Below are 19,949 nucleotides of genomic sequence, written 5' to 3' on the forward strand. Positions count from 1 at the left end.
TGTTTTTTATTTTGTATAAAATACGGCTTTGATTCAATTCATCAATCAAGAGGAGTGATTTCACTTCTCTTTTTATTTTGAGGAGATGATCAGTGTGAAACGAATAGTAGACCAAGTAATTTATGAAAAGCATGTTAGCCAGGAAAATAAAAACCTAGTCAAAGATTTTCTCATTGAAAAGAAATCGCAAGGGAAAGCGGCAAGCACTTTACAGCAATACAGTTGGGATTTACGAATTATTCTGTTTCTGATACATGAACACTTCGAAAATAAAAAACTTATTGATTTAACACGTAAAGATATTCGGAATTTATCTATTATTTTTCAAGAGATGGGAATGTCAAACGCACGTGTGAATGGATTGATGAGTGCATTACGTTCAGCTCTTGAATTTTGTGCTGACGATGATGATTATAATTACGAGTTCAACGTAGGCTCAAGGGTGCGTGGTTTACCTAAGAATCCAATTCGAGACATTACATTTATAACAGAGGACCAGATTAATTGGCTAATCGATGAATTACTTGAGCAAGAAAAATATATGTTAGCAACGTATTTAGCACTTTCTTATTACAGTGCAGCTAGAAAGAATGAGGTATATCAGGTTCAAAAAGAAGGGCTGACAGAACAATATTATACAAATGTGGTACGAGGAAAACGCGGTAAGAAGTTTAGATTATATTACAATCACCGAGTGCAGAAATGTATTCGTTTATATATAAATCAGCGAGGTAAGGATACTATTCCAGATTTGTTTGTGCGTGTTTATAAGAATGGTGAGAGAAAAAGATTGAACAAGAGTGTATTTAATTATTGGTGCGAAATATTTGCTAAGATGCTGAACGAAAAGGAAGGGAAGGGATTTAAAATTAATCCTCACTGTTTCCGTCACAGCAGATTAGATAATTTAAAAGTTCAAGGAGTACCGCTTGAAAAACTAAAATCACTCGCTAATCATTCTGATATCTCCACAACTGAATCTTATTTGAAAGACAGAAGTGAAGAAGATATTGCTGAGATATTTGGAATGGATCCAAGTTGCTTTGCAGCATAAAAAGGAGTGAAGAAATGACAATTGAAATTGGTTTACTTATTGCAGCGTTATCACTTGCCGTTAGCTATTTGGGCTATTCATTGAATAGAACAAAGTCTGTAAAGTCTGATGGACAAGAAAGTGCAGAAATGAGAGCAGAATTAGGGTATATCAGGAAAGGAGTTGATGATATTCGGATTGATCAAAAGGCAAGTGAAAAACAAATGATTTTATTTGGAGAAAGAATTACAAGAGTAGAGGAAAGTTCTAAACAAGCACACAAACGCATTGACACTTTAGAAAAGGAGATAAATTAATTATGACAAAAGAGAATATTAAAAAACGATTCCGCAACTGGAAAACATGGGTTGCGGTTTTTTCTTTGCTTGGATTTTTGTTTACAAAGTTTGGTGTTCCAGAAGCTAAGAGCTTTTTGGATGAATTAGCACCTTATTTGCTGTCAGTTGGTATTGCATTAGGTATTTGGTCTGATCATGATGTAAATAGCGAAGGAGACGATAAATAATGGGTTACACTGTAGATATTTCAAAATGGAACGGTAATATTAATTGGCCTGTAGCAAAGCAATACTTAGATTTTGTTATCGCTCGTGTACAAGATGGTTCGAATTATGTAGATCCTTTATACAAAGGATATGTAGAAGCAATGAAGCAACATGGTATCCCTTTTGGTAACTATGCATTTTGTCGTTTTGTTTCTGAAAATGATGCGCGGATAGAAGCTCGTGACTTCTGGAACCGTGGAGATAAAAGTGCGACAGTCTGGGTTGCAGATGTAGAAGTAAAAACGATGGGAGATATGAGAGCAGGCGCACAAGCATTTATTGATGAATTACGCCGTTTAGGAGCTAAGAAAGTTGGTTTATATGTCGGTCATCACATGTACGCTCCTTTTGGCATGGCAAATGTAAAAGCTGATTTTGTATGGATTCCCCGCTACGGAGGGAAGAAACCAGATTATCCATGCGATATTTGGCAATACACTGAAACAGGAAATGTGCCTGGTGTCGGCAAATGTGATTTGAATGAACTAATTGGAAGTAAACCTTTATCTTGGTTTACAGAAGCAAAGCAACCAGAACAATCCATTTCTAATGGTGGATATCAATATGTTAAATCTGGTGGGTTTGGCGTCTCGTTGGTTCCAGAAGTTGTAAACGCTATGAACGAGCGTGGAATCAAAGGAAAGGTTATCTCGGATTCTTCAACTGGAATAGCATACTTACAAACGGAAGTATTGCCTAATCAGGAATTAGACAAGATTACTTGGTGGATGGATACTAGACCTGAAGGTAAATGGTGGTACGAGTACATTAAAAAATAAAACAAAAGAATAGTTTGGTTAAAAAGAGCCATCATTTGATGGCTCTTTTTTTATGTTATTAAAATTTGCTTTTAGATAATGCTTTTAATATCGGATTCACAATTCTACTAATTAAGCGAATTCCTCTAAATATAGACTGAACAACCTTCATATAATCGTCCCCCTTAAATTAAGTAAATCATACCAATTTATAGAATGTATGAAAAGTAATGATTCATTTGACCACTGACCACAAAAATGACCACACACTTAAAATAAATTAAATTTATTCAAAACAAAAAGAATGCATTTGGATTTATTTTCTTCGCAGAAGAATGCACAACAGTAGTATAGGGTACACCAAAAGATATGATATACTTTATACGACGCATGTGGAGTGTGTGGCTTGGCTTAAGTTAGTATAATAGGAAAGCAGTTGATATAGAAAAAATCTATACCACCTGCTTTTTGGTTTACAAAAATACCATTCATAAGCGATTTTAGTTAAAATAAATATTGCTGATTTTCACAAATTATAAATTGAGATTTTGAAATTGTATTCATAGTGAGAGGATTTGAATTTGAAATGATAGATAATTTTTGGCGTGAATTACCACGACCATTTTTCGTACTTGCACCAATGGAAGATGTGACAGACGTTGTTTTCCGTCACGTAGTAAGTGAAGCAGGTCGTCCGGACGTATTCTTCACAGAGTTTACAAACTCGGATAGCTATTGCCATCCAGAAGGTATGAAAAGTGTACGTGGCCGTTTGATTTTTACAGAAGATGAACAACCGATGGTAGCACATATTTGGGGAGATAATCCTGAATACTTCCGTCAAATGAGTATCGGTATGGCAGAACTAGGATTTAAAGGCATCGATATTAATATGGGTTGCCCAGTACCGAATGTAGCATCAAGAGGAAAAGGCAGTGGTCTTATTCTACGTCCAGACGTTGCAGCAGAACTTATCCAAGCAGCAAAAGCGGGCGGACTACCTGTCAGCGTAAAAACAAGACTTGGCTTTAAAGAGTTAAGCGAGTGGGAAGATTGGTTAACGCACATTTTCAAACAAGATATTGCAAACCTTTCTATTCATTTACGCACAAGAGAGGAAATGAGCCAAGTAGATGCGCATTGGGAACTAATTCCGGAAATAAAAAAATTACGTGACCGCATTGCACCAAATACGTTAATAACAATCAATGGAGACATCCTTGATCGTAAAATGGGGCTGGAACTTGCTGAAAAATACGGCATTGATGGCGTAATGATCGGACGAGGCATCTTCAAAAATCCATTTGCTTTTGAAAAAGAGCCAAGAGAGCATAGCAGTAAAGAACATCTAGATCTTTTAAGACTACAACTTGATCTTCAAGATCAATACGCAGAAGTACTGCCACGCTCAATCACAGGGCTTCACCGCTTCTTCAAAATTTATGTAAAAGGCTTCCCTGGAGCTGCTGAATTGAGAAATCAATTGATGAGTACGAAATCTACTGATGAGGTGCGTGCTTTGTTGGATAGGTTTGAGGATAGTGTTGGTGTGGCTCAGGATAGTGAGACGGTTTAACGCTCTGAAGATAGAGGAAAATGGACTGTATTAATTTGTGGGTAGTTATTTTATTTAGTTTTGAGTTTTTTTGTGAATGTAACTTTTTTTGTTGATACAGTCTGCTTGCTGAAAAAAGAAGTCTTTGAGAATATAATGAACTAACGAATACTCGTAAGGAGAAAAATGACAAGAGCTGGAGTAGAGTACATTAGGCTCTATCGAGGTATGAAATGTAATCTGAATAATAGACAGAAATAAAAAATCTCTTTATTTGAGCATGGCCATCAAGTTAAGAAAATGTATGATTTTTATCTAAATAGGACCTCCTTACATGCAGAGTGCATGTAAGGAGGTCCTATTTTATGTTTAAATTAATTAATTTAACAGAGGAAAAAATAAATCTGAATTTCCGATTATAAAAATATTGTTTTTCGACTTCTTTCGACATAATTTATAAAGTTAATTATTTAGTATTGGTATGAAGATCTTTTGAATAATAGTTATTTTTAAATATTCGATAATAATTTTAGAGTACTGTGGAATTTTCTTCTGATTTGAAGATTTTTTCTTATAGGAGCTACCAGAATTTTTTTATTTTAATTGGAGGGAAATTATGAAGAAAGTATTAATAGCTTTACTTACAGCAGGATTAATTACATCGGGTTGTCAAAAATCAACAGAATCAGTACCAACAAAAGAAGTAAGCCAAAATGTTAAGCAAGATGAGAAGAAAATTATGACGAATGAGAGCAATGATATTTCGACTTCAAATTTAAGTGGAATAGCAATGTACCTAAAAAAAACTTATCGACTTGAAGATTTAGAGAGAACGCTTTCATCCCCAAGAACAAAAGAGGAAACTAGATGGTTATATGTAGATAATTATGCTAAATATACATTTGAAAGTGATGGGAAAATTATTAATCATATTAAGATTGAATTATTAGAGCCAAAAGATTTGAAGTATAAGGATGCCTTCAAATTATTAGGTCTTGATATTATGTTAGGTACTAAAATTGAATCAGAAGGCACTGAGGCGGAAGGGTATGCAAAATATGATGTTCGAGGAAATGATGCGGAAAGTGTGCAGATTGAGAAGTTTTCAGGAACTGGGGGCGGTAGCATATCTGTAAGTGTGGATGGGGCTTTCAAAAATAAAGAAGGTACTGTTTGGTTGGATTGTGACCGGGATGGTAATGTGAAATTTATTGAAATGAATTATAAGGGTAAGGCGGTAGGAAATGAAACAAGTGTTGCTAACGAGAAATTAGAACCCTTTGATGCAGAGGCAGGATCGGAAGTAGGAAAGAATATTGCAAATATAAAAGTTTATGATACGAAGGATTTACTTATTGAACAAACCGGATTAGCCCCATTTTTATTTCAAGCAACGCTGTATGATAATCCAAATATGTATTATACAGCTGATTTTCCGATAAAAGTTCGAGTTGATAATAAGTCTACGGTAGAAGAAGCTGTGAAAATCGGAAATGAAATTAACAATTTAGTGGTAAGTGCTGTAAATAAAAAGTTTCCACATAAAAATTTTAGAGTCAAAACGTACATTTATCATACAGAATTGGATTCATCAGGTAATTTTAATGCTACTACATCAAAAAAATTGAAAATAATAGAAAATTAATATGTGAAACTTTGGGGATTTGATTTTAATAATAGGGCAGGGAGAAATAAAATAATGAATTGTACAGCATGTAATAAGAAATTATTGAAAACAAATAAGTACTGTACTAGTTGTGGTACAGAGAGAATAAATTTGGATGAATCAGAAGAACTATTTGATAATGGAGAATTCCATAACGATATTACGCCCCAAAATAGAAATGATAAAAACATAAAATTAATAAGAATTGCAAAAAAATCTCCTTGGTACGTGTGGATAATTGGGATTGTGTTTATAGTTATATTAGTTAACGTTCTAATTCAAAATAATAGTCCACAAGAAACAGTAAAAGGCTTTTTTAAAGCTCTTGAATCAAGAGATTTAAACAAAGCAGGTGAGTATATACATCCGAGTCTCCCTTGGGATGTAGAAGCTGGAAAACGTATTGGAATTCCAAAAAATGCGTCAATAGATATATTGAATATAGAAGAAAGAAAAGTTGGAGATAGAGCAAAATTAAAAGTTACGATAGATATCTCTCCAAAACCTTTATACGGCCCTAATCCTGACAATATTACTATTGATTTGAAGAAAGTTGACGGAAAGTGGCTAATTTATGATATGCAATAGTCTCCTATATGGATAAAATTCATCGAAACCCATAAACTCTAGTTTGTATAGAAGAAATATAACAATGTAAGAGACGAGCAGTGTATTTGAGGAATCAAAGCACTGCTTTTATAGTTAACAAATATAAACTAGAATGTAGATCTAATGAACTAAGAAAAAATGAACCGAAAAGTTACTGTAACCCTTCTATAGAATCAAATTATTGCTTGGATTGTAGTATAGCCTCTATAATCATAAATTTGGTTAAGACTACAAAACCTCCTCCTAAAATGTTAAAGTAGTAACTTAACGACATTAATTTACACATGCTAAAAGCATTACTATAATCAACATTTCAGGAGGAAACCCAATGGCAATGAGCAACAACGATATATTAAAAAGAGTAAGATACGCTTTAGATATAAAAGATATAGATATGGTGGAAATCTTTAAACTTGGCGGGATGGAAGTAACGAAAGAAGACGTAGTTGATATGCTTACAAAAATAAAGAGAGCTCCTCAGCATGAAGCTGAAAATGATGAGGTAGCTGAAGATGAGTACGTAAAAACATGCGATATGATGATGTTAGAGGCATTTTTAAATGGATTTATTACTTTAAAAAGAGGAAAGCAAGATCCGAAACCAGGGCAGCCTGCACCTGTACAGAGCAAGGAGAGTGCCAATAACCTTCTTCTAAAGAAAATGAAAATCGCACTATCTTTAACGAGTGAGGACGTACTTGATATATTAGATAGCGTGGGCGTTACGGTAACAAAAGGAGAGTTAGGCGCTCTATTAAGAAAAAAAGGTCATAAAAATTACAAAGAGTGCGGCGATAGATACGCAAGGAATTTCATTAAGGGATTAGGTGTAAAGTATAGAGGATAATGAGTTCGTTAAAGCAGTAAATGATATAATAGGTAGAGTAGGACGTTCGTATCCTACTCTTTTTTATTTGTAAAAATACTATGCTAGGTGATGAAATGGTACATACATATTTAGGCGAGACAATTAATTTTCATATAACTTATAAGAAGAAAAAGTCCGTGCGTCTTTTTGTGGATTCGTATGGAAATGTGGAAGTGCAGGCTCCGAAAGGGACACCTGTTGAATACTTAGTCCAGTTGCTAGAGGAAAAGTGGGATTGGATTCAGACAACCCGTAAGGAGATGGCTGAGCGAGCGCGTGGACCACAGGAAAAGGATTACGATCAAGGAGAAGGCTTTTTGTATTTAGGGAATACGTATCCGATACAGATTTCCCAAGATGTAAGCATTGAGCAAGACAATGCGATTTTTGAAGGGGATAAGTTACATATTTATGTGAAAGAGCTTAAGGATGAGAAAATACAACAAGCTTTAAAACGATTTTATTATAAGCAGTGTAAAACCTTAGTAGAGAAGAGCATTAAAGTGCATCAAAGTAACTTTAAGACAAAACCACGTTCTATTCGTATTACAGATAGTAGTCGTACTTGGGGTACTTGCGATTCGAATTTACAACTAACGTTCAATTGGAAGCTAGCGATGGCACCACAGCGAGTAATTGACTATGTAGTCGTTCATGAAATGTGTCATATGGTTCATTTAAATCATGATCGCTCTTTTTGGCGTCTTGTCGGGAAGATAATGCCTGATTATAAGGAAATGGAGAACTGGTTAGCTTTATCTAGTTGGAAGATGACGGTTTAGGAAGGGATATCGATTTTTGTCGGTAAATCGATATTTCTTGTCGAATTGTTGATATATTGTGAGTTTTGATAGATATATTTTAAAAATCGTTGATATATTGTAAGTTATGATAGATATATTTTAAAAATCGTTGATATATTGTAAGTTATGATAGATATATTCGAAAAATCGTTGATATAATTTCATTTACCACAGGATTGTTCAACAAATCGAAAAGAGAAGAGGTCACAGCAGGCATCTCCTCTTTTCGAGTATATAGATTATCGTCCAAACTTCACAACAAAATCCCCATCCACTTTCGCCATCTCATACCCACGATACCCCTCCGAAAGCAAAGCCTGCTGTCCACTAGCATCACTCATTAGAATACTTTGAACATCTGTCCAATCGTTTTCCTTATCTCTGCGCAATTCCTTCACAAAAACATACCGCAGACTACCACCATACTTCTCCTTCAGCGCAGCAATCTCCATCCCTTGCGCAAACTTATCCTTCAAGCTCGGAATGTTAAAAGGAGCAACGGTGCAGCATACATAATCATATTTGCTATCTTCTTTTTGTAATTCGTCCATGATGACGTTTGCTAATATTTTTTGCATCCCATTTCCTCGACAGTTCGGGTGAACGTTTGAGATTTCTTGATAGATGACGCGGTGTAGTTCACTTTCTGGCAAACCAATATCGAGCCCTAAATGTTCATCATCGATAGGAGGGACGAGTAGAGCGCGAAATGCGATGAGTTCGTTTTCGATAAAAGCACCGATCATCATGCCGTTTCCTTCTAGAATGTATTGAAATTCTTCTTGTGAGAGTGGTTGTAAACGACTTTTATCTTCTAGTGCTTCAACTACAATGTTTTGTAGTGATAAGATTTGCTCGATATGCTCTAGTGATAGTAATGTAACGTGAAATGATTCGTTATTTTGTTTTAATGTTCCTTCGTATAGAACCGTCATATGATAGTCCTCCTTTAGCGTACAACGTCTTGAAAGACGGTTAGTTCTTGTAGTGTATCTTCGTTTATTTCAATGCCGAGTCCAGGCTTTTCGTTTAAGCGAATGAATGGTACATCGTAATGTAAGTTTCCAATGTCTTTCGTAAATTTTAATGGTCCTGTTAGCTCTACGCTCGTAATGATTTTCTTTGAGAAAGCGACATGGAATCCTGCGGAAGAGGCAACAGATGATTCGACCATTGATCCCACTTGGCATTCAATGCCTGCCATTTCTGCTTGATGAGCGAGCTTTACAGCTGGATATATGCCGCCGCATTTCATTAGTTTTATATTTACTTTATCAGCAGCTTCTAATTTAATAATTTGGCGCATTTCACGAGAACTTTTTAATCCTTCATCAATCATAAGCGGGAGGTCTGTTTTAGAACGAATATGAGCCATGGCATCAATATCGTCCGCGATAACAGGTTGTTCAATCCAGTCAATGTTTAAATGTCCTAATGAACGCAGTGCTGTTAATGTGTTTGCGCTATTTTTCCAGCCTTGGTTTACATCAACGCGAATAGCGATGTCATTTCCTACACGTTCTCGTACAGCTTCAATACGTTTTACATCTTCTTTTACATTTGTACCAACTTTCATTTTGAAAGATTGGTAACCTTTTTGAATCATAGAAGCAGCTTCTCCAGCCATATCTTCAGGATCGGCAATACTTAAAACGTGAGTGACAGGGAATTCTTCATGGTAGCGCCCGCCAATTAATTGATATACAGGTTGATTTAGTTTTTTGCCCATTATATCAAAACAAGCAATATCAATTGCGGCTTTCGCTGTTGGAACACCGTAAATTGTATTGTCCATCATGTCGTGTATTTTTTCGATATTCATTGGATTTTCCCCAATTAGAGCAGGGGCTAGCGTATGTTTTAAAGTATGGAAAGTACTTTCCCATGATTCACCTGTGACGTGATCATCAGCAACGCCTTCACCGTAACCGATAATACCTTCATCTGTTTCCATTTTGACGATAATAGAGGGCATATCAGAATAAGAGCCATAACTAATAACAAACGGATTGCGAAGCGGTAAACGAATTGCGTAAAGATGAATAGCTGTAATTTTCATTGAATAGAAACCCCTTCCTGTTTACAATAGTTTTATACATTTGATATAGTTGACGTTAAATAGTCGTTAATTAATGATAAGGAGTTAGAGAAAATGATGATAAAAATTGCAGTTGTCGGTTCAAAGGAATTTATGGACAACCTTTTTCCTATTGCTCAAAAATTAGAGGGAATAGAAATTGATCCATATATTTACCTTCATCCAGCGGAATCTTCTGAACTATTAAAGTGTTTAAAGCCTTGTGATGTCATCTTTTTCTCAGGTGCTTTACCTTATTATATGGCAAAAGAAATAAGAGAACAATTACGAATTCCAAGTACATACTTACAGCAAGACGAGACAACTGTCGCATCTTCAATTCTTTCTATCATGTATCATCAAAGTATTCAACCACATAACATTTCCATCGATTTAGTAGACCGCTCGTTTATTACAAATGTGTTTCATGATATCGGTATAAAAGAAAGTCCGCAAGTGTTGGATTATGAAAATATGCTGTGGAGTAAAGATGAGATAAATAGAGTTGTTGATTTTCATGTAGCTAAATATCAATCTGGAGAAGCTCATTTAGCTTTAACTAGTATTCACGCTGTTTACGACGAGCTTCAAAAAAGAGGTGTTCCTTCAGAGCGTATGATTGATCCAACACAATCCATTATACATGGGCTAAAAGATGCAAAAATAAAAGCTGAGTTAGCAAAAAGCTATTCAGCTACTGTTGGTGCTTGTATAATTTCTTCCTTAGAATTACGAGCGAGTTTGCTTGAAAAACTAGATGTCATTTCAAAAGAACTACGTGGTTCATTTAAACAAGTGGATGAACTGACATGCATTTTGTATACAACTCGTGGTGATATCGAATCAATTATTAAAACAAATGCGATAGATAACTTGTTTGCGAGCGTAGAAGGAACGATAGCTATTGGATTTGGTTATGGGAAAACCGTGAAAGAAGCGGAGCAAAATGCAAAAATTGCTCAAAGTTTTGCAAAGAACAATCCAATAGATCGTTGTTTTTATATACTAACAAGTGATAAAGATTTGTTTGGTCCGTTCCCGAAAGAACAGAGAGTACAAAGTTTGAAAAATGATAATCCGGAACTAATGAAAATAGCGAAGGAAACAAAGCTTAGTCCGGCCAACTTGTCAAAAATCATTCAATTTAGTCAATCGCACCCGTCATTGAAGTTTACAGCAGCTGACCTTTCTGAGTACTTACAAGTGACTCGAAGATCGACAGAAAGGTTGTTAAAGAAATTAGTTGATTACGGGTATGCTCATATTTGCGGCGAGGAAATGCCCTATCAACAAGGGCGACCTCGCGCACTATATGAACTGAATTTACCGCTATTTTTAAGCTTCTAGTTGAGCTTTTTGTTTCTTTAGTAGTTCTGCTTTTTCAATGTCTGATAGTTTTACAATTGTGAAGCCTGTTATACCATAAATGATTGAGATAATAGGTACGATGAAATTCAAAATAGCATAAGGAGCATATTCAAATGCACCTACGCCAAGTGTTGCGAGAATAAATACACCGCACGTATTCCAAGGAACGAAGACAGAAGTTAATGTTCCACCATCTTCTAATGCTCTGGATAAGTTTTTTGAATGTAGTCCTTTTTCCGTGTATGCATTTGCGTACATTCTTGAAGGGACAACAATTGAAATATATTGTTCAGAGCAAGTAAGGTTTGTTGCAAAACAAGATGCGATAGTAGAAGCGATAAGCCCTTTTGCTGATTTCGCTAACTTTAAAATTTGATTTACAATTGAGCGAAGAATACCTGTATGTTCTAATACTCCTCCGAAAGTCATAGCGACAATTGTCATAGAGACTGTATTCATCATCGAATCTAAGCCACCGCGGTTAAATAGTTCGTCTACTAGCTTGTTTCCAGTGTCTATAACAAATCCAGCTTGGAGTGCACCGACAGATGCTGAGACAGAACCACCTTGAATAAAGACTTGTGATAAGAATCCTAAAATAATACCGACGAGAATCGCTGGTATAGCAGGGACTTTTTTAGCGACCAATACCATAACGACTACGGGTATAATGAGTAGGAAAGGCGAGATAACAAAATTTTGTTGCAATACTTGTAACGTTTGATCGATGCTCTTCGCATCAATATTGTTAGCGCCGAAGCCTCTTCCTAAGACTGCGTAGACGATAAGAGTAATAATTAAACCTGGAACTGTAGTAAATAACATATGACGAATGTGTGCGAATAAATCTGTATTTGTTAATCCTGCGGCTAAGTTAGTTGTATCTGAAAGCGGTGACATTTTATCGCCAAAATAAGATCCTGAAATAATGGCACCAGCAACCATTGGAGCTGGAATTCCCATACTTAGGCCAATTCCCATTCCAGCAACACCAATTGTGCCCATTGTAGACCAAGAGCTACCAATTGCTAATGCAACGATAGAACAAATGACGGTAATGGAAACTAAAAATAGTGATGGAGTTAAAAGTTTTAAACCGTAATAAATCATCGTTGCGACGATTCCACCGCCAATCCAAGCACCAATTGTTAAGCCGACAAGAATAATAATGACGATAGCGGGTAATGCAAGACGAATCCCTTTATACATTGCTTCTTCAAGATCATTCCATTTGTAACCGTAACGCCAAGCGACAATAGAAGCAACGGTTGTACCGATAATAAGTGGAACGTGAGGGGTTTGTTTTAATACAACAATTGTAACCATCATAACTGCAACGGTAATGATAATAGGGATAAGCGCTATTCCAAAAGGTATTTCTTTTTTCATAAAGTTCCTCCTTGTTACGTATGTTTGTTTGTATTTTTAGAATTGTCGTAAAATAGACGTTTATTAGGTTATGATAACTAAAAGTTTATGTAAGCGTCAATATAAAAAACAGAAAATAAGGAATGTTCTAGTTGTTTGTTTAGTTTGTAATATAGGTGAGGAGTAAGCTTTTTAAGTATTTAAAAATAAACAATTGACTTTTTTCTTAAAATTCAATATGTTCATAAAAACATCTGTTTTTCATAAGTATAATTAACCCGAATCGTTTGTAATGTGGGAAGGAGACTGGAACGTTGAAAACATTAGAACTACAAGAGCGCTTAACGGAGATTTTTCAGCATTTACACGAAAACCCTGAAGTAAGTTGGAAAGAATATGAAACGACAGCGTATATTACTGACTTTTTAAAAGAAGAAGGAATTTCATATAGAACATTTGATGATTGTCCAGGTGTAATTGCTGAGATTGGAGGCGGGAATCCAGTTATTGCGATTCGTGCTGATATGGATGCACTTTGGCAAGAAGTAGATGGAGAATTTAAAGCGAACCATTCATGTGGTCATGATGCTCATATGACTATTGTAATGGGACTTATTTTACAATTGAAAAATATGAGATGGAAAAGTGGTACGGTTAGATTTATTTTTCAGCCGGCAGAAGAGAAGGGGAATGGTGCTTTGAAGATGGTGGAGAAAGGTGCTGTAGATGATGCTGATTTCTTATTTGGTGTCCATCTAAGACCGATTGAAGAACTAACTTTGAAACAAGCAGCCTCATCTATTCGCCATGGAGCAGCAGGATTTTTAGAGGGTATGATTCATGGGGAGGATGCACACGGGGCAAGACCACACCAAGGTGTGAATGCAATTGATGTCATTTCCATGATTAATATCGGTTTGAAAAATATTTGGCTGCCACCGCAAAGTTCTTATTCAGTAAAAATGACGAGATGCCAAGCTGGTGGTGATAATTTAAATATTATTCCGGGAAATGGTCATTTCAGTTTAGATGTAAGAGCAGAGAGTAATATACTATTAGAAGAATTAAAGAAAAAGATTGAGCATGTAATAGAATCAGCTGCATCGATGGGATCAAAAACTTCATACGAATGGATGGATCTTGCACCGGGAGCGGAGGTTTCTGAAGAAGCAGAGCGCTTTATGCGTAAAGGTATTCTCGAAGCGTATGGGGAAGAGAGATGTACGGGACCTCTCTATACGACGGGAAGTGATGATTTCCATTACTATACAGTGAAAAGACCACATTTAAAAGCTGTCATGCTTGGACTAGGAGCAGATCTACAACCTGGATTACACCATCCGTATATGAGGTTCGATCATAGTTGTATTATGGATGGGGTAGAAATATTGAAACAAACTGTATTGAAAGTGTTAGAAGACAGGGGCTAGAGAGCTCCTGTTTTTTTGTCGTGAATTGTCGGCAAATCGATATATTTTGAGTTATGATAGATATATTGAGAAAATCGTTGATATATTTGAAGTTACGATAGATATATTAAGAAAATCGTTAATATAATTTCACATACCTATTAATTTGATGAAAAATGAGCCTCCAGTACATGGTGTATAATAATAAGTACCATTTTTTAATAGGAGAAAACGAATGAACGAACAATATTACGATGCAGTTTTACATATAAAAACAGTCGGTGAGCAAAAAGGGTTTAACAAGTCTATGCATTATCACCGCTATGAACCGACGCCGTATAGCGGGTTAGATGAGTTATTGAATCAATATGAGATACGAAGTAGCGACCGAATTGTAGACTTTGGGTGCGGAAAAGGGCGATTAAACTTTTATATGCATCATAAATGTGGTGCTTCAGCAGTTGGAATTGAAATGAATGAAGAGTTTTATAAAGAAGCAATGGATAATCGAGATCGTTATGCACGAAAGGCACGAAACAGTAAGGGGAAAATTCAATTCCAATGTTGTTTAGCGCAGGAATATGAGATTGATCCACGCGATAACCGTTTTTATTTCTTTAATCCATTTTCTGTACAAGTGTTTATGAATGTAGTAAATAACATTTTGCTTTCGGTAGAAGAATTGGAGAGAGAAGTGGATATTATTTTATATTATCCCTCTGAGGACTATATTTTCTTCTTAGAAAATCAGACTGCGTTTGAGCTGAAGAAAGAAGTTAGATTGTCAGGTGCTTATGAGAGGAATGGGAATGAGAGGTTTTTAGTTTATACATTAGGGTAATAAAAAAACAGGTGCCAAGGCACCTGTTTTTTTATTAGTTACGGATTAAGTAATCAAATGCACCTAAAGCTGCGTTTGCACCTGAACCCATAGAGATGATGATTTGTTTGTACGGATTATTTGTACAGTCACCTGCAGCAAACACTCCTGGTACGTTTGTAGCGCCGTGCTTGTCTGTTACGATTTCACCGCGAGCGCGTTCAACTGTTTCGCCTAACCAGTCTGTGTTTGGCACAAGACCGATTTGTACGAATACACCTTGTAATTCAACGTGATGAACTTCTTCAGTTTCACGATCAATGTAAGAAATACCGTTTACTTTATCAGTACCAGTGATTTCTTTCGTTTGAACGTTTTTCAGAACAGTTACGTTTGGTAAGCTGTTAAGACGCTCTTGTAATACAGCATCAGCTTTTAATTCTGGCATGAATTCAAGAACAGTTACGTGCTTAACGATACCTGCTAAGTCGATAGCCGCTTCAATACCAGAGTTACCTCCGCCGATAACTGCTACGTCTTTTCCAGTGAATAATGGACCGTCACAGTGTGGGCAGTATGCTACACCTTTATTTTTGAACTCAGCTTCACCTGGTACGCCAACATTACGCCAGCGAGCACCTGTAGAAACGATTACGCTCTTACTTTTCAGAATAGCGCCGTTTTCAAGTTCCACTTCAATAAGTTCTTTTTTCTCTAAACGTTTCGCACGTTGTAGATTCATTACATCGATGTCGTATTCTTTTACGTGCTCTTCAAGGCTTGCTACTAGCTTAGGACCTTCAGTCTTTTTCACGCTGATGAAGTTCTCAATGCCCATAGTATCCATTACTTGACCACCGAAGCGCTCAGCAACGATACCAGTGCGGATGCCTTTACGTGCTGCGTAAATTGCTGCACTTGCACCAGCAGGGCCGCCACCAACAACAAGAACATCGTATGGATCTTTATCAGAAAGCTCTGATGCATCTGGACCGTTACCCATTTTAGCTAAAATTTCTTCAAGTGTCATACGACCGCTTCCGAAAGATTCGCCGTTTAGGTAAACAGTTGGTACTGCCATAATGTCTTTGCTTTCTACTTCCTCTTTGAATGCAGCGCCATCAATCATAGTATGTGTAATACCAGGGTTAAGAACGCTCATTACGTTAAGAGCTTGTACAACATCAGGACAGTTATGACAACTTAGGCTGATATAAGATTCAAAATGATATTCGCCTTGAATGTTTTTAATTTGATCGATTAATTTTTGTTCAATTTTTGGAGCGCGTCCACTTACTTGTAGTAAAGCTAGCACTAATGATGTAAATTCGTGTCCTAATGGAATACCAGCGAATACGACACCAGTGTCTTCACCAGGGCGGTTTACGCTAAAGCTTGGTGTTCTCTCTAATTCAACTTTTTCTACTGTAATCTTAGATGACATAGTAGCTAATTCGTCTACTAGAGCTAACATATCTTTAGATACGTTATCGTCTCCTGCGCTTACTTTAAGTAAAATATCGTTCTCCATTAACTGAAGGTATTGGGATAGTTGTGTTTTTATATCTGCATCTAGTATCATTTTGATCGAACTCCTTAGATTTTGCCTACAAGGTCAAGGCTTGGTTTAAGTGTTGCAGAACCCTCTTGCCATTTAGCTGGGCAAACTTCACCTGGGTTGTTACGTACGTATTGAGCAGCTTTAATTTTGTTAACAAGAATGCTTGCGTCACGGCCGATACCGTCAGCATTGATTTCCATAGATTGGATAACGCCGTCTGGATCGATGATGAATGTACCACGAGCAGCAAGACCTTCTTCTTCCATTAAAACGTTGAAGTTTGTAGTGATTGTGCGAGTTGGATCACCAATCATGATGTACTCGATTTTGCCGATAGTTTCTGAGCTATCATGCCATGCTTTGTGAGTGAAGTGAGTGTCTGTAGATACAGAGTATACTTCAACGCCTAAGTCTTTTAGAGTTGCGTATTGGTTTTGTAAGTCTTCAAGTTCAGTTGGGCAAACGAATGTGAAGTCAGCTGGGTAGAAACAAACTACACTCCATTTTCCTTTTAAACTTTCGTCAGTAACTTGGATAAATTCTCCATTATGGTAAGCATTAGCTTTAAACGGTTTTACTTCTGTGCCGATTAATAACATGTTAAAATTCCTCCTAAATGTTGGTTTTGAGCATCAAAAAATAGTGTGCTCATAAAATATATTTTTTAATTAACTATAATAATTCTAATTCGATATTAATTATCATATAGAAGTGGTTATTTTGTCAAGAGAATAAACCAACTTTATACCAATTTAATTAATATTTATTCTCAATTAAGACTAACAGGGAATGGAAAGGTAATTTTAAGTCTATAAATTTTAGATGAGTAGTTGAAAGTTTAGTGTGTATGTTAGAGATAGTGTGTAAGTTTAATTTCTTGGGAAGGAAATATTTCTTAGAAGTTGTAGTTTTGAAAAGGAACTGCTTACTTCTATTTTACAAAGAATTTTGTGATAAATAAAATAAAATGAATCGGAAAATTTTTGAACAATTTTTGTCATCCCAAATATATAATTAGGAAGTATATTACGATGATAGTTAGAAACATTGACTCAAAGTGCTAACAAGATATAATAAAACCTAGATATACCTTTCAAAAAGAAGAATATATATTTATAGGATGAAAAAATTCAACCTATTATTTTTTATAGCTTTTAGAAAACGCTTACAATTAGTGTGGAGGGGAAACCATGTCTAAGTTCACGAAGTATTTTTTAATGGAAGCTAAAGATGTGATTGCATATGTGAAAGAGAAATTATCTAAGTTTGAAAATGCAAAGGGGTTACAGTGTAAAGAAATAGGTGATGGCAATTTAAATTATGTGTTCCGCGTTTGGGATGAAAAAGAGAACATGTCTGTCATCGTAAAGCAAGCTGGGGATACAGCTCGCATTTCAGATGAGTTTAAGTTGTCGACGAATCGTATTCGTATAGAATCAGATCTTTTGCAGTTAGAGGATGAGTTAGCACCTGGACTTGTTCCTAAGATGTATTTATTTGATAGTGTGATGAATTGTTGCGTAATGGAAGATTTATCGAATCACACAATATTACGTACAGCACTTATAAATCATCAAATATTTCCGAGGCTTGCGGATGATTTAACTACTTTTATGGTAAATACACTTTTGTTAACATCGGATGTTGTAATGAATCATAAAGAGAAGAAGGAATTTGTGAAGAATTATATAAATCCTGAATTATGTGAGATTACAGAGGACCTCGTATATTCAGAACCATTTACCAATCATAATAAGCGTAATGAGTTATTTCCGTTAAATGAGGGATGGATTAGGGAACATATTTATAGTGATAAAGAGCTTCGTATGGAAGTAGCGAAACGTAAATTTTCTTTTATGACGAATGCACAGGCATTACTTCATGGTGATTTACATACTGGTTCTGTTTTTGTAAGAGATGATTCTACAAAGGTTATTGATCCTGAGTTTGCTTTTTATGGACCTATGGGATATGACGTTGGGAATGTAATGGCGAATTTAATGTTTGCTTGGGTGAATGCAGATGCAACGATGTCACCTGGAGCTGAGAAAGATACGTATATGGATTGGTTACAAACTACGATGGTAGAGGTAATTGATTTATTTAAGCAGAAGTTTTTAGGTGCTTGGGATATTCATGTGACCGAGATTATGGCGAAGGAAGAAGGCTTTAGCGAAGTCTATTTGCAATCTGTATTAGAGGATACAGCTGCAGTGACAGGTCTGGAATTAATTCGCCGTATTGTTGGATTAGCGAAAGTAAAAGATATTACTTGTATTGGGAATGAGGAAGCACGTGCTAGAGCGGAGCGAATTTGTCTTCAAGTAGCGAAGAGTTTTATTTTACGAGCGAATCAATATAGAACGGGCACAAGTTTTGTAGAAACGTTAAAAGAACAGTCAATGCACTACGCGAAGTAAGGGGAGAATATGATGGAAGAGCAATTAATACCAATTCAGTGGAAAGATGATGCTTTAGTTTTGTTAGATCAAACGTTATTACCAAATGAAATTGTCTATGAATCTTTTAAAACAGCTGAAAGTGTGTGGAATGCAATACAAGTAATGAAAGTGCGAGGTGCACCCGCGATTGGTGTTTCAGCTGCTTATGGAGTGTATTTAGGGATAAAGGAATTTGCTGAAAGTACGGAAGAAGGATTTATGGATGAAGTAAGAAAGGTATGTACATACTTGGCGACATCAAGACCGACTGCAGTAAATTTATTTTGGGCGCTTGAAAGAATGGAAAGTGTAGCGATAGATAATGCTCACTTATCAATCTCACAGCTGAAAAATAGATTACTAGAAGAGGCAAAAGAAATTCATAGAGAAGATGAAGAAATTAATCATCAAATTGGAGACCATGCATTAACATTATTCCATGATGAAATGGGAGTATTAACGCATTGTAATGCAGGTGCTTTAGCGACGACTAAGTATGGTACTGCGACGGCTCCAATGTATTTAGCGAAAGAAAAAGGATGGAATTTAAAAATTTATTCGGATGAAACGCGTCCTAGATTACAAGGTTCAACGTTAACAGCATTAGAACTGCAGCGAGCGGGTATTGACGTTACTGTTATTACGGATAATATGGCAGCTATGGTCATGTCACAAGGGAAGATTGATGCAGTAATCGTTGGATGCGACCGTGTGGCAGCAAATGGTGATGTAGCAAATAAAATTGGCACATTAGGCGTATCTATTTTAGCTAAATACTACAACATTCCGTTTTATGTAGCAGCGCCAACACCGACAATTGATTTAAAGACATCGACAGGAAAAGAAATTCCGATTGAAGAAAGAGATGCTTCTGAAGTGATTAATCGCTTTGGACAATATTCAGCTCCGAAAGAAAGTAAAGTATATAATCCAGCATTTGATGTTACTCCACATGAAAATGTAACAGCGATTATTACAGAAAAAGGGATTGTAAAGGCACCGTTTACGGAGAATTTAAAAAAGCTATTTCAATAAGTAGATAAATATA

19 protein-coding genes are annotated in these 19,949 nt (G+C 36.0%); 14 read left to right on the forward strand and 5 right to left on the reverse strand.

Features of this window, described 5'->3' with window-relative positions; genetic code table 11:
- Positions 1 to 94 precede the first annotated feature (94 nt).
- The 9 genes from MHH27_RS02170 to MHH27_RS02210 all read left to right on the forward strand — a co-directional run bounded on the left by MHH27_RS02170 (position 95) and on the right by MHH27_RS02210 (position 7,836).
- Entirely contained in the window at positions 95 to 1,054 is a 960-nt protein-coding gene (locus tag MHH27_RS02170) for a tyrosine-type recombinase/integrase (protein WP_197234736.1), read from the forward strand.
- 14 nt (positions 1,055 to 1,068) lie between these two features.
- Positions 1,069 to 1,350 carry a hypothetical protein gene (locus tag MHH27_RS02175; RefSeq protein ID WP_000151210.1) on the forward strand — a complete coding sequence of 94 codons (282 nt, stop codon included), beginning with the start codon at positions 1,069 to 1,071 and terminating at the stop codon, positions 1,348 to 1,350.
- A gap of 2 nt (positions 1,351 to 1,352) precedes the next feature.
- Complete coding sequence (locus tag MHH27_RS02180; protein WP_000159645.1) at positions 1,353 to 1,559, forward strand: hypothetical protein; 207 nt, start codon at positions 1,353 to 1,355, stop codon at positions 1,557 to 1,559.
- Positions 1,559 to 2,377, forward strand: coding sequence for a GH25 family lysozyme (locus tag MHH27_RS02185; RefSeq protein WP_340941516.1), 819 nt, complete (start codon positions 1,559 to 1,561; stop codon positions 2,375 to 2,377). The genes MHH27_RS02180 and MHH27_RS02185 overlap by 1 nt, the downstream gene beginning before the upstream one ends.
- 565 nt (positions 2,378 to 2,942) lie before the next feature.
- Complete coding sequence (locus tag MHH27_RS02190; protein ID WP_016083712.1) at positions 2,943 to 3,932, forward strand: tRNA dihydrouridine synthase; 990 nt, start codon at positions 2,943 to 2,945, stop codon at positions 3,930 to 3,932.
- Between the two features lie 595 nt (positions 3,933 to 4,527).
- Positions 4,528 to 5,556, forward strand: coding sequence for a hypothetical protein (locus MHH27_RS02195; RefSeq protein WP_000756602.1), 1,029 nt, complete (start codon positions 4,528 to 4,530; stop codon positions 5,554 to 5,556).
- Between the two features lie 3 nt (positions 5,557 to 5,559).
- Positions 5,560 to 6,165: a zinc ribbon domain-containing protein gene (locus tag MHH27_RS02200; RefSeq protein ID WP_002195128.1), complete on the forward strand. Its 606-nt coding sequence runs from the start codon at positions 5,560 to 5,562 to the stop codon at positions 6,163 to 6,165.
- Positions 6,166 to 6,514: 349 nt separating this feature from the next.
- Positions 6,515 to 7,033, forward strand: coding sequence for a YehS family protein (locus MHH27_RS02205; RefSeq protein WP_001251702.1), 519 nt, complete (start codon positions 6,515 to 6,517; stop codon positions 7,031 to 7,033).
- Positions 7,034 to 7,128: 95 nt separating this feature from the next.
- On the forward strand, positions 7,129 to 7,836 hold the full coding sequence (locus MHH27_RS02210) for a M48 family metallopeptidase (protein ID WP_000233764.1): 708 nt from the start codon (positions 7,129 to 7,131) through the stop codon (positions 7,834 to 7,836).
- 260 nt (positions 7,837 to 8,096) lie between these two features.
- On the opposite strand, the gene MHH27_RS02215 is transcribed toward MHH27_RS02210, so the two are convergent.
- Positions 8,097 to 8,792 carry a hypothetical protein gene (locus tag MHH27_RS02215; protein WP_000217550.1) on the reverse strand — a complete coding sequence of 232 codons (696 nt, stop codon included), beginning with the start codon at positions 8,790 to 8,792 and terminating at the stop codon, positions 8,097 to 8,099.
- A 14-nt stretch (positions 8,793 to 8,806) separates the two neighbouring features.
- Positions 8,807 to 9,916, reverse strand: coding sequence for a mandelate racemase/muconate lactonizing enzyme family protein (locus tag MHH27_RS02220; protein ID WP_090978182.1), 1,110 nt, complete (start codon positions 9,914 to 9,916; stop codon positions 8,807 to 8,809).
- 93 nt (positions 9,917 to 10,009) lie between these two features.
- On the opposite strand from MHH27_RS02220, the gene MHH27_RS02225 reads away from it, so the two are divergent.
- Positions 10,010 to 11,281 carry a transcriptional regulator gene (locus MHH27_RS02225; protein WP_090978184.1) on the forward strand — a complete coding sequence of 424 codons (1,272 nt, stop codon included), beginning with the start codon at positions 10,010 to 10,012 and terminating at the stop codon, positions 11,279 to 11,281.
- On the opposite strand, the gene nhaC is transcribed toward MHH27_RS02225, so the two are convergent.
- Complete coding sequence (gene nhaC / locus MHH27_RS02230) at positions 11,270 to 12,691, reverse strand: Na+/H+ antiporter NhaC (protein WP_098251205.1); 1,422 nt, start codon at positions 12,689 to 12,691, stop codon at positions 11,270 to 11,272. The genes MHH27_RS02225 and nhaC overlap by 12 nt on opposite strands.
- 293 nt (positions 12,692 to 12,984) lie before the next feature.
- On the opposite strand from nhaC, the gene MHH27_RS02235 reads away from it, so the two are divergent.
- Both MHH27_RS02235 and MHH27_RS02240 read left to right on the forward strand, forming a co-directional pair.
- Entirely contained in the window at positions 12,985 to 14,100 is a 1,116-nt protein-coding gene (locus tag MHH27_RS02235; protein WP_090978186.1) for a M20 peptidase aminoacylase family protein, read from the forward strand.
- A 214-nt stretch (positions 14,101 to 14,314) separates the two neighbouring features.
- Positions 14,315 to 14,920: an SAM-dependent methyltransferase gene (locus tag MHH27_RS02240; protein ID WP_016513314.1), complete on the forward strand. Its 606-nt coding sequence runs from the start codon at positions 14,315 to 14,317 to the stop codon at positions 14,918 to 14,920.
- Between the two features lie 34 nt (positions 14,921 to 14,954).
- On the opposite strand, the gene ahpF is transcribed toward MHH27_RS02240, so the two are convergent.
- Entirely contained in the window at positions 14,955 to 16,481 is a 1,527-nt protein-coding gene (gene ahpF, locus MHH27_RS02245; RefSeq protein WP_071731333.1) for an alkyl hydroperoxide reductase subunit F, read from the reverse strand.
- A gap of 14 nt (positions 16,482 to 16,495) precedes the next feature.
- On the reverse strand, positions 16,496 to 17,059 hold the full coding sequence (gene ahpC / locus MHH27_RS02250; RefSeq protein WP_000924420.1) for an alkyl hydroperoxide reductase subunit C: 564 nt from the start codon (positions 17,057 to 17,059) through the stop codon (positions 16,496 to 16,498).
- 591 nt (positions 17,060 to 17,650) lie between these two features.
- On the opposite strand from ahpC, the gene mtnK reads away from it, so the two are divergent.
- Positions 17,651 to 18,880: an S-methyl-5-thioribose kinase gene (gene mtnK / locus MHH27_RS02255; protein ID WP_098251206.1), complete on the forward strand. Its 1,230-nt coding sequence runs from the start codon at positions 17,651 to 17,653 to the stop codon at positions 18,878 to 18,880.
- Positions 18,881 to 18,889: 9 nt separating this feature from the next.
- A complete protein-coding gene (gene mtnA, locus MHH27_RS02260; RefSeq protein WP_340941524.1) occupies positions 18,890 to 19,936 on the forward strand; it encodes an S-methyl-5-thioribose-1-phosphate isomerase in 1,047 nt (348 codons plus the stop codon).
- The last annotated feature ends 13 nt before the right edge of the window (positions 19,937 to 19,949 follow it).

This window comes from Bacillus sp. FSL L8-0152 (assembly GCF_038006365.1).
In the GTDB taxonomy this organism is placed as follows: Bacteria; Bacillota; Bacilli; order Bacillales; family Bacillaceae_G; genus Bacillus_A; species Bacillus_A cereus.

Bases quoted from the DNA above. Each gene is read 5' to 3' on its own strand.
- MHH27_RS02175 (WP_000151210.1), top strand. From the start codon at position 1,069: ATGACAATTGAAATTGGTTTACTTATTGCAGCGTTATCACTTGCCGTT.
- MHH27_RS02180 (WP_000159645.1), top strand. From the start codon at position 1,353: ATGACAAAAGAGAATATTAAAAAACGATTCCGCAACTGGAAAACATGG.
- MHH27_RS02185 (WP_340941516.1), top strand. From the start codon at position 1,559: ATGGGTTACACTGTAGATATTTCAAAATGGAACGGTAATATTAATTGG.
- MHH27_RS02190 (WP_016083712.1), top strand. From the start codon at position 2,943: ATGATAGATAATTTTTGGCGTGAATTACCACGACCATTTTTCGTACTT.
- MHH27_RS02195 (WP_000756602.1), top strand. From the start codon at position 4,528: ATGAAGAAAGTATTAATAGCTTTACTTACAGCAGGATTAATTACATCG.
- MHH27_RS02205 (WP_001251702.1), top strand. From the start codon at position 6,515: ATGGCAATGAGCAACAACGATATATTAAAAAGAGTAAGATACGCTTTA.
- MHH27_RS02210 (WP_000233764.1), top strand. From the start codon at position 7,129: ATGGTACATACATATTTAGGCGAGACAATTAATTTTCATATAACTTAT.
- MHH27_RS02215 (WP_000217550.1), bottom strand. From the start codon at position 8,792: ATGACGGTTCTATACGAAGGAACATTAAAACAAAATAACGAATCATTT.
- MHH27_RS02220 (WP_090978182.1), bottom strand. From the start codon at position 9,916: ATGAAAATTACAGCTATTCATCTTTACGCAATTCGTTTACCGCTTCGC.
- MHH27_RS02225 (WP_090978184.1), top strand. From the start codon at position 10,010: ATGATGATAAAAATTGCAGTTGTCGGTTCAAAGGAATTTATGGACAAC.
- nhaC (WP_098251205.1), bottom strand. From the start codon at position 12,691: ATGAAAAAAGAAATACCTTTTGGAATAGCGCTTATCCCTATTATCATT.
- MHH27_RS02240 (WP_016513314.1), top strand. From the start codon at position 14,315: ATGAACGAACAATATTACGATGCAGTTTTACATATAAAAACAGTCGGT.
- ahpF (WP_071731333.1), bottom strand. From the start codon at position 16,481: ATGATACTAGATGCAGATATAAAAACACAACTATCCCAATACCTTCAG.
- ahpC (WP_000924420.1), bottom strand. From the start codon at position 17,059: ATGTTATTAATCGGCACAGAAGTAAAACCGTTTAAAGCTAATGCTTAC.
- mtnK (WP_098251206.1), top strand. From the start codon at position 17,651: ATGTCTAAGTTCACGAAGTATTTTTTAATGGAAGCTAAAGATGTGATT.
- mtnA (WP_340941524.1), top strand. From the start codon at position 18,890: ATGATGGAAGAGCAATTAATACCAATTCAGTGGAAAGATGATGCTTTA.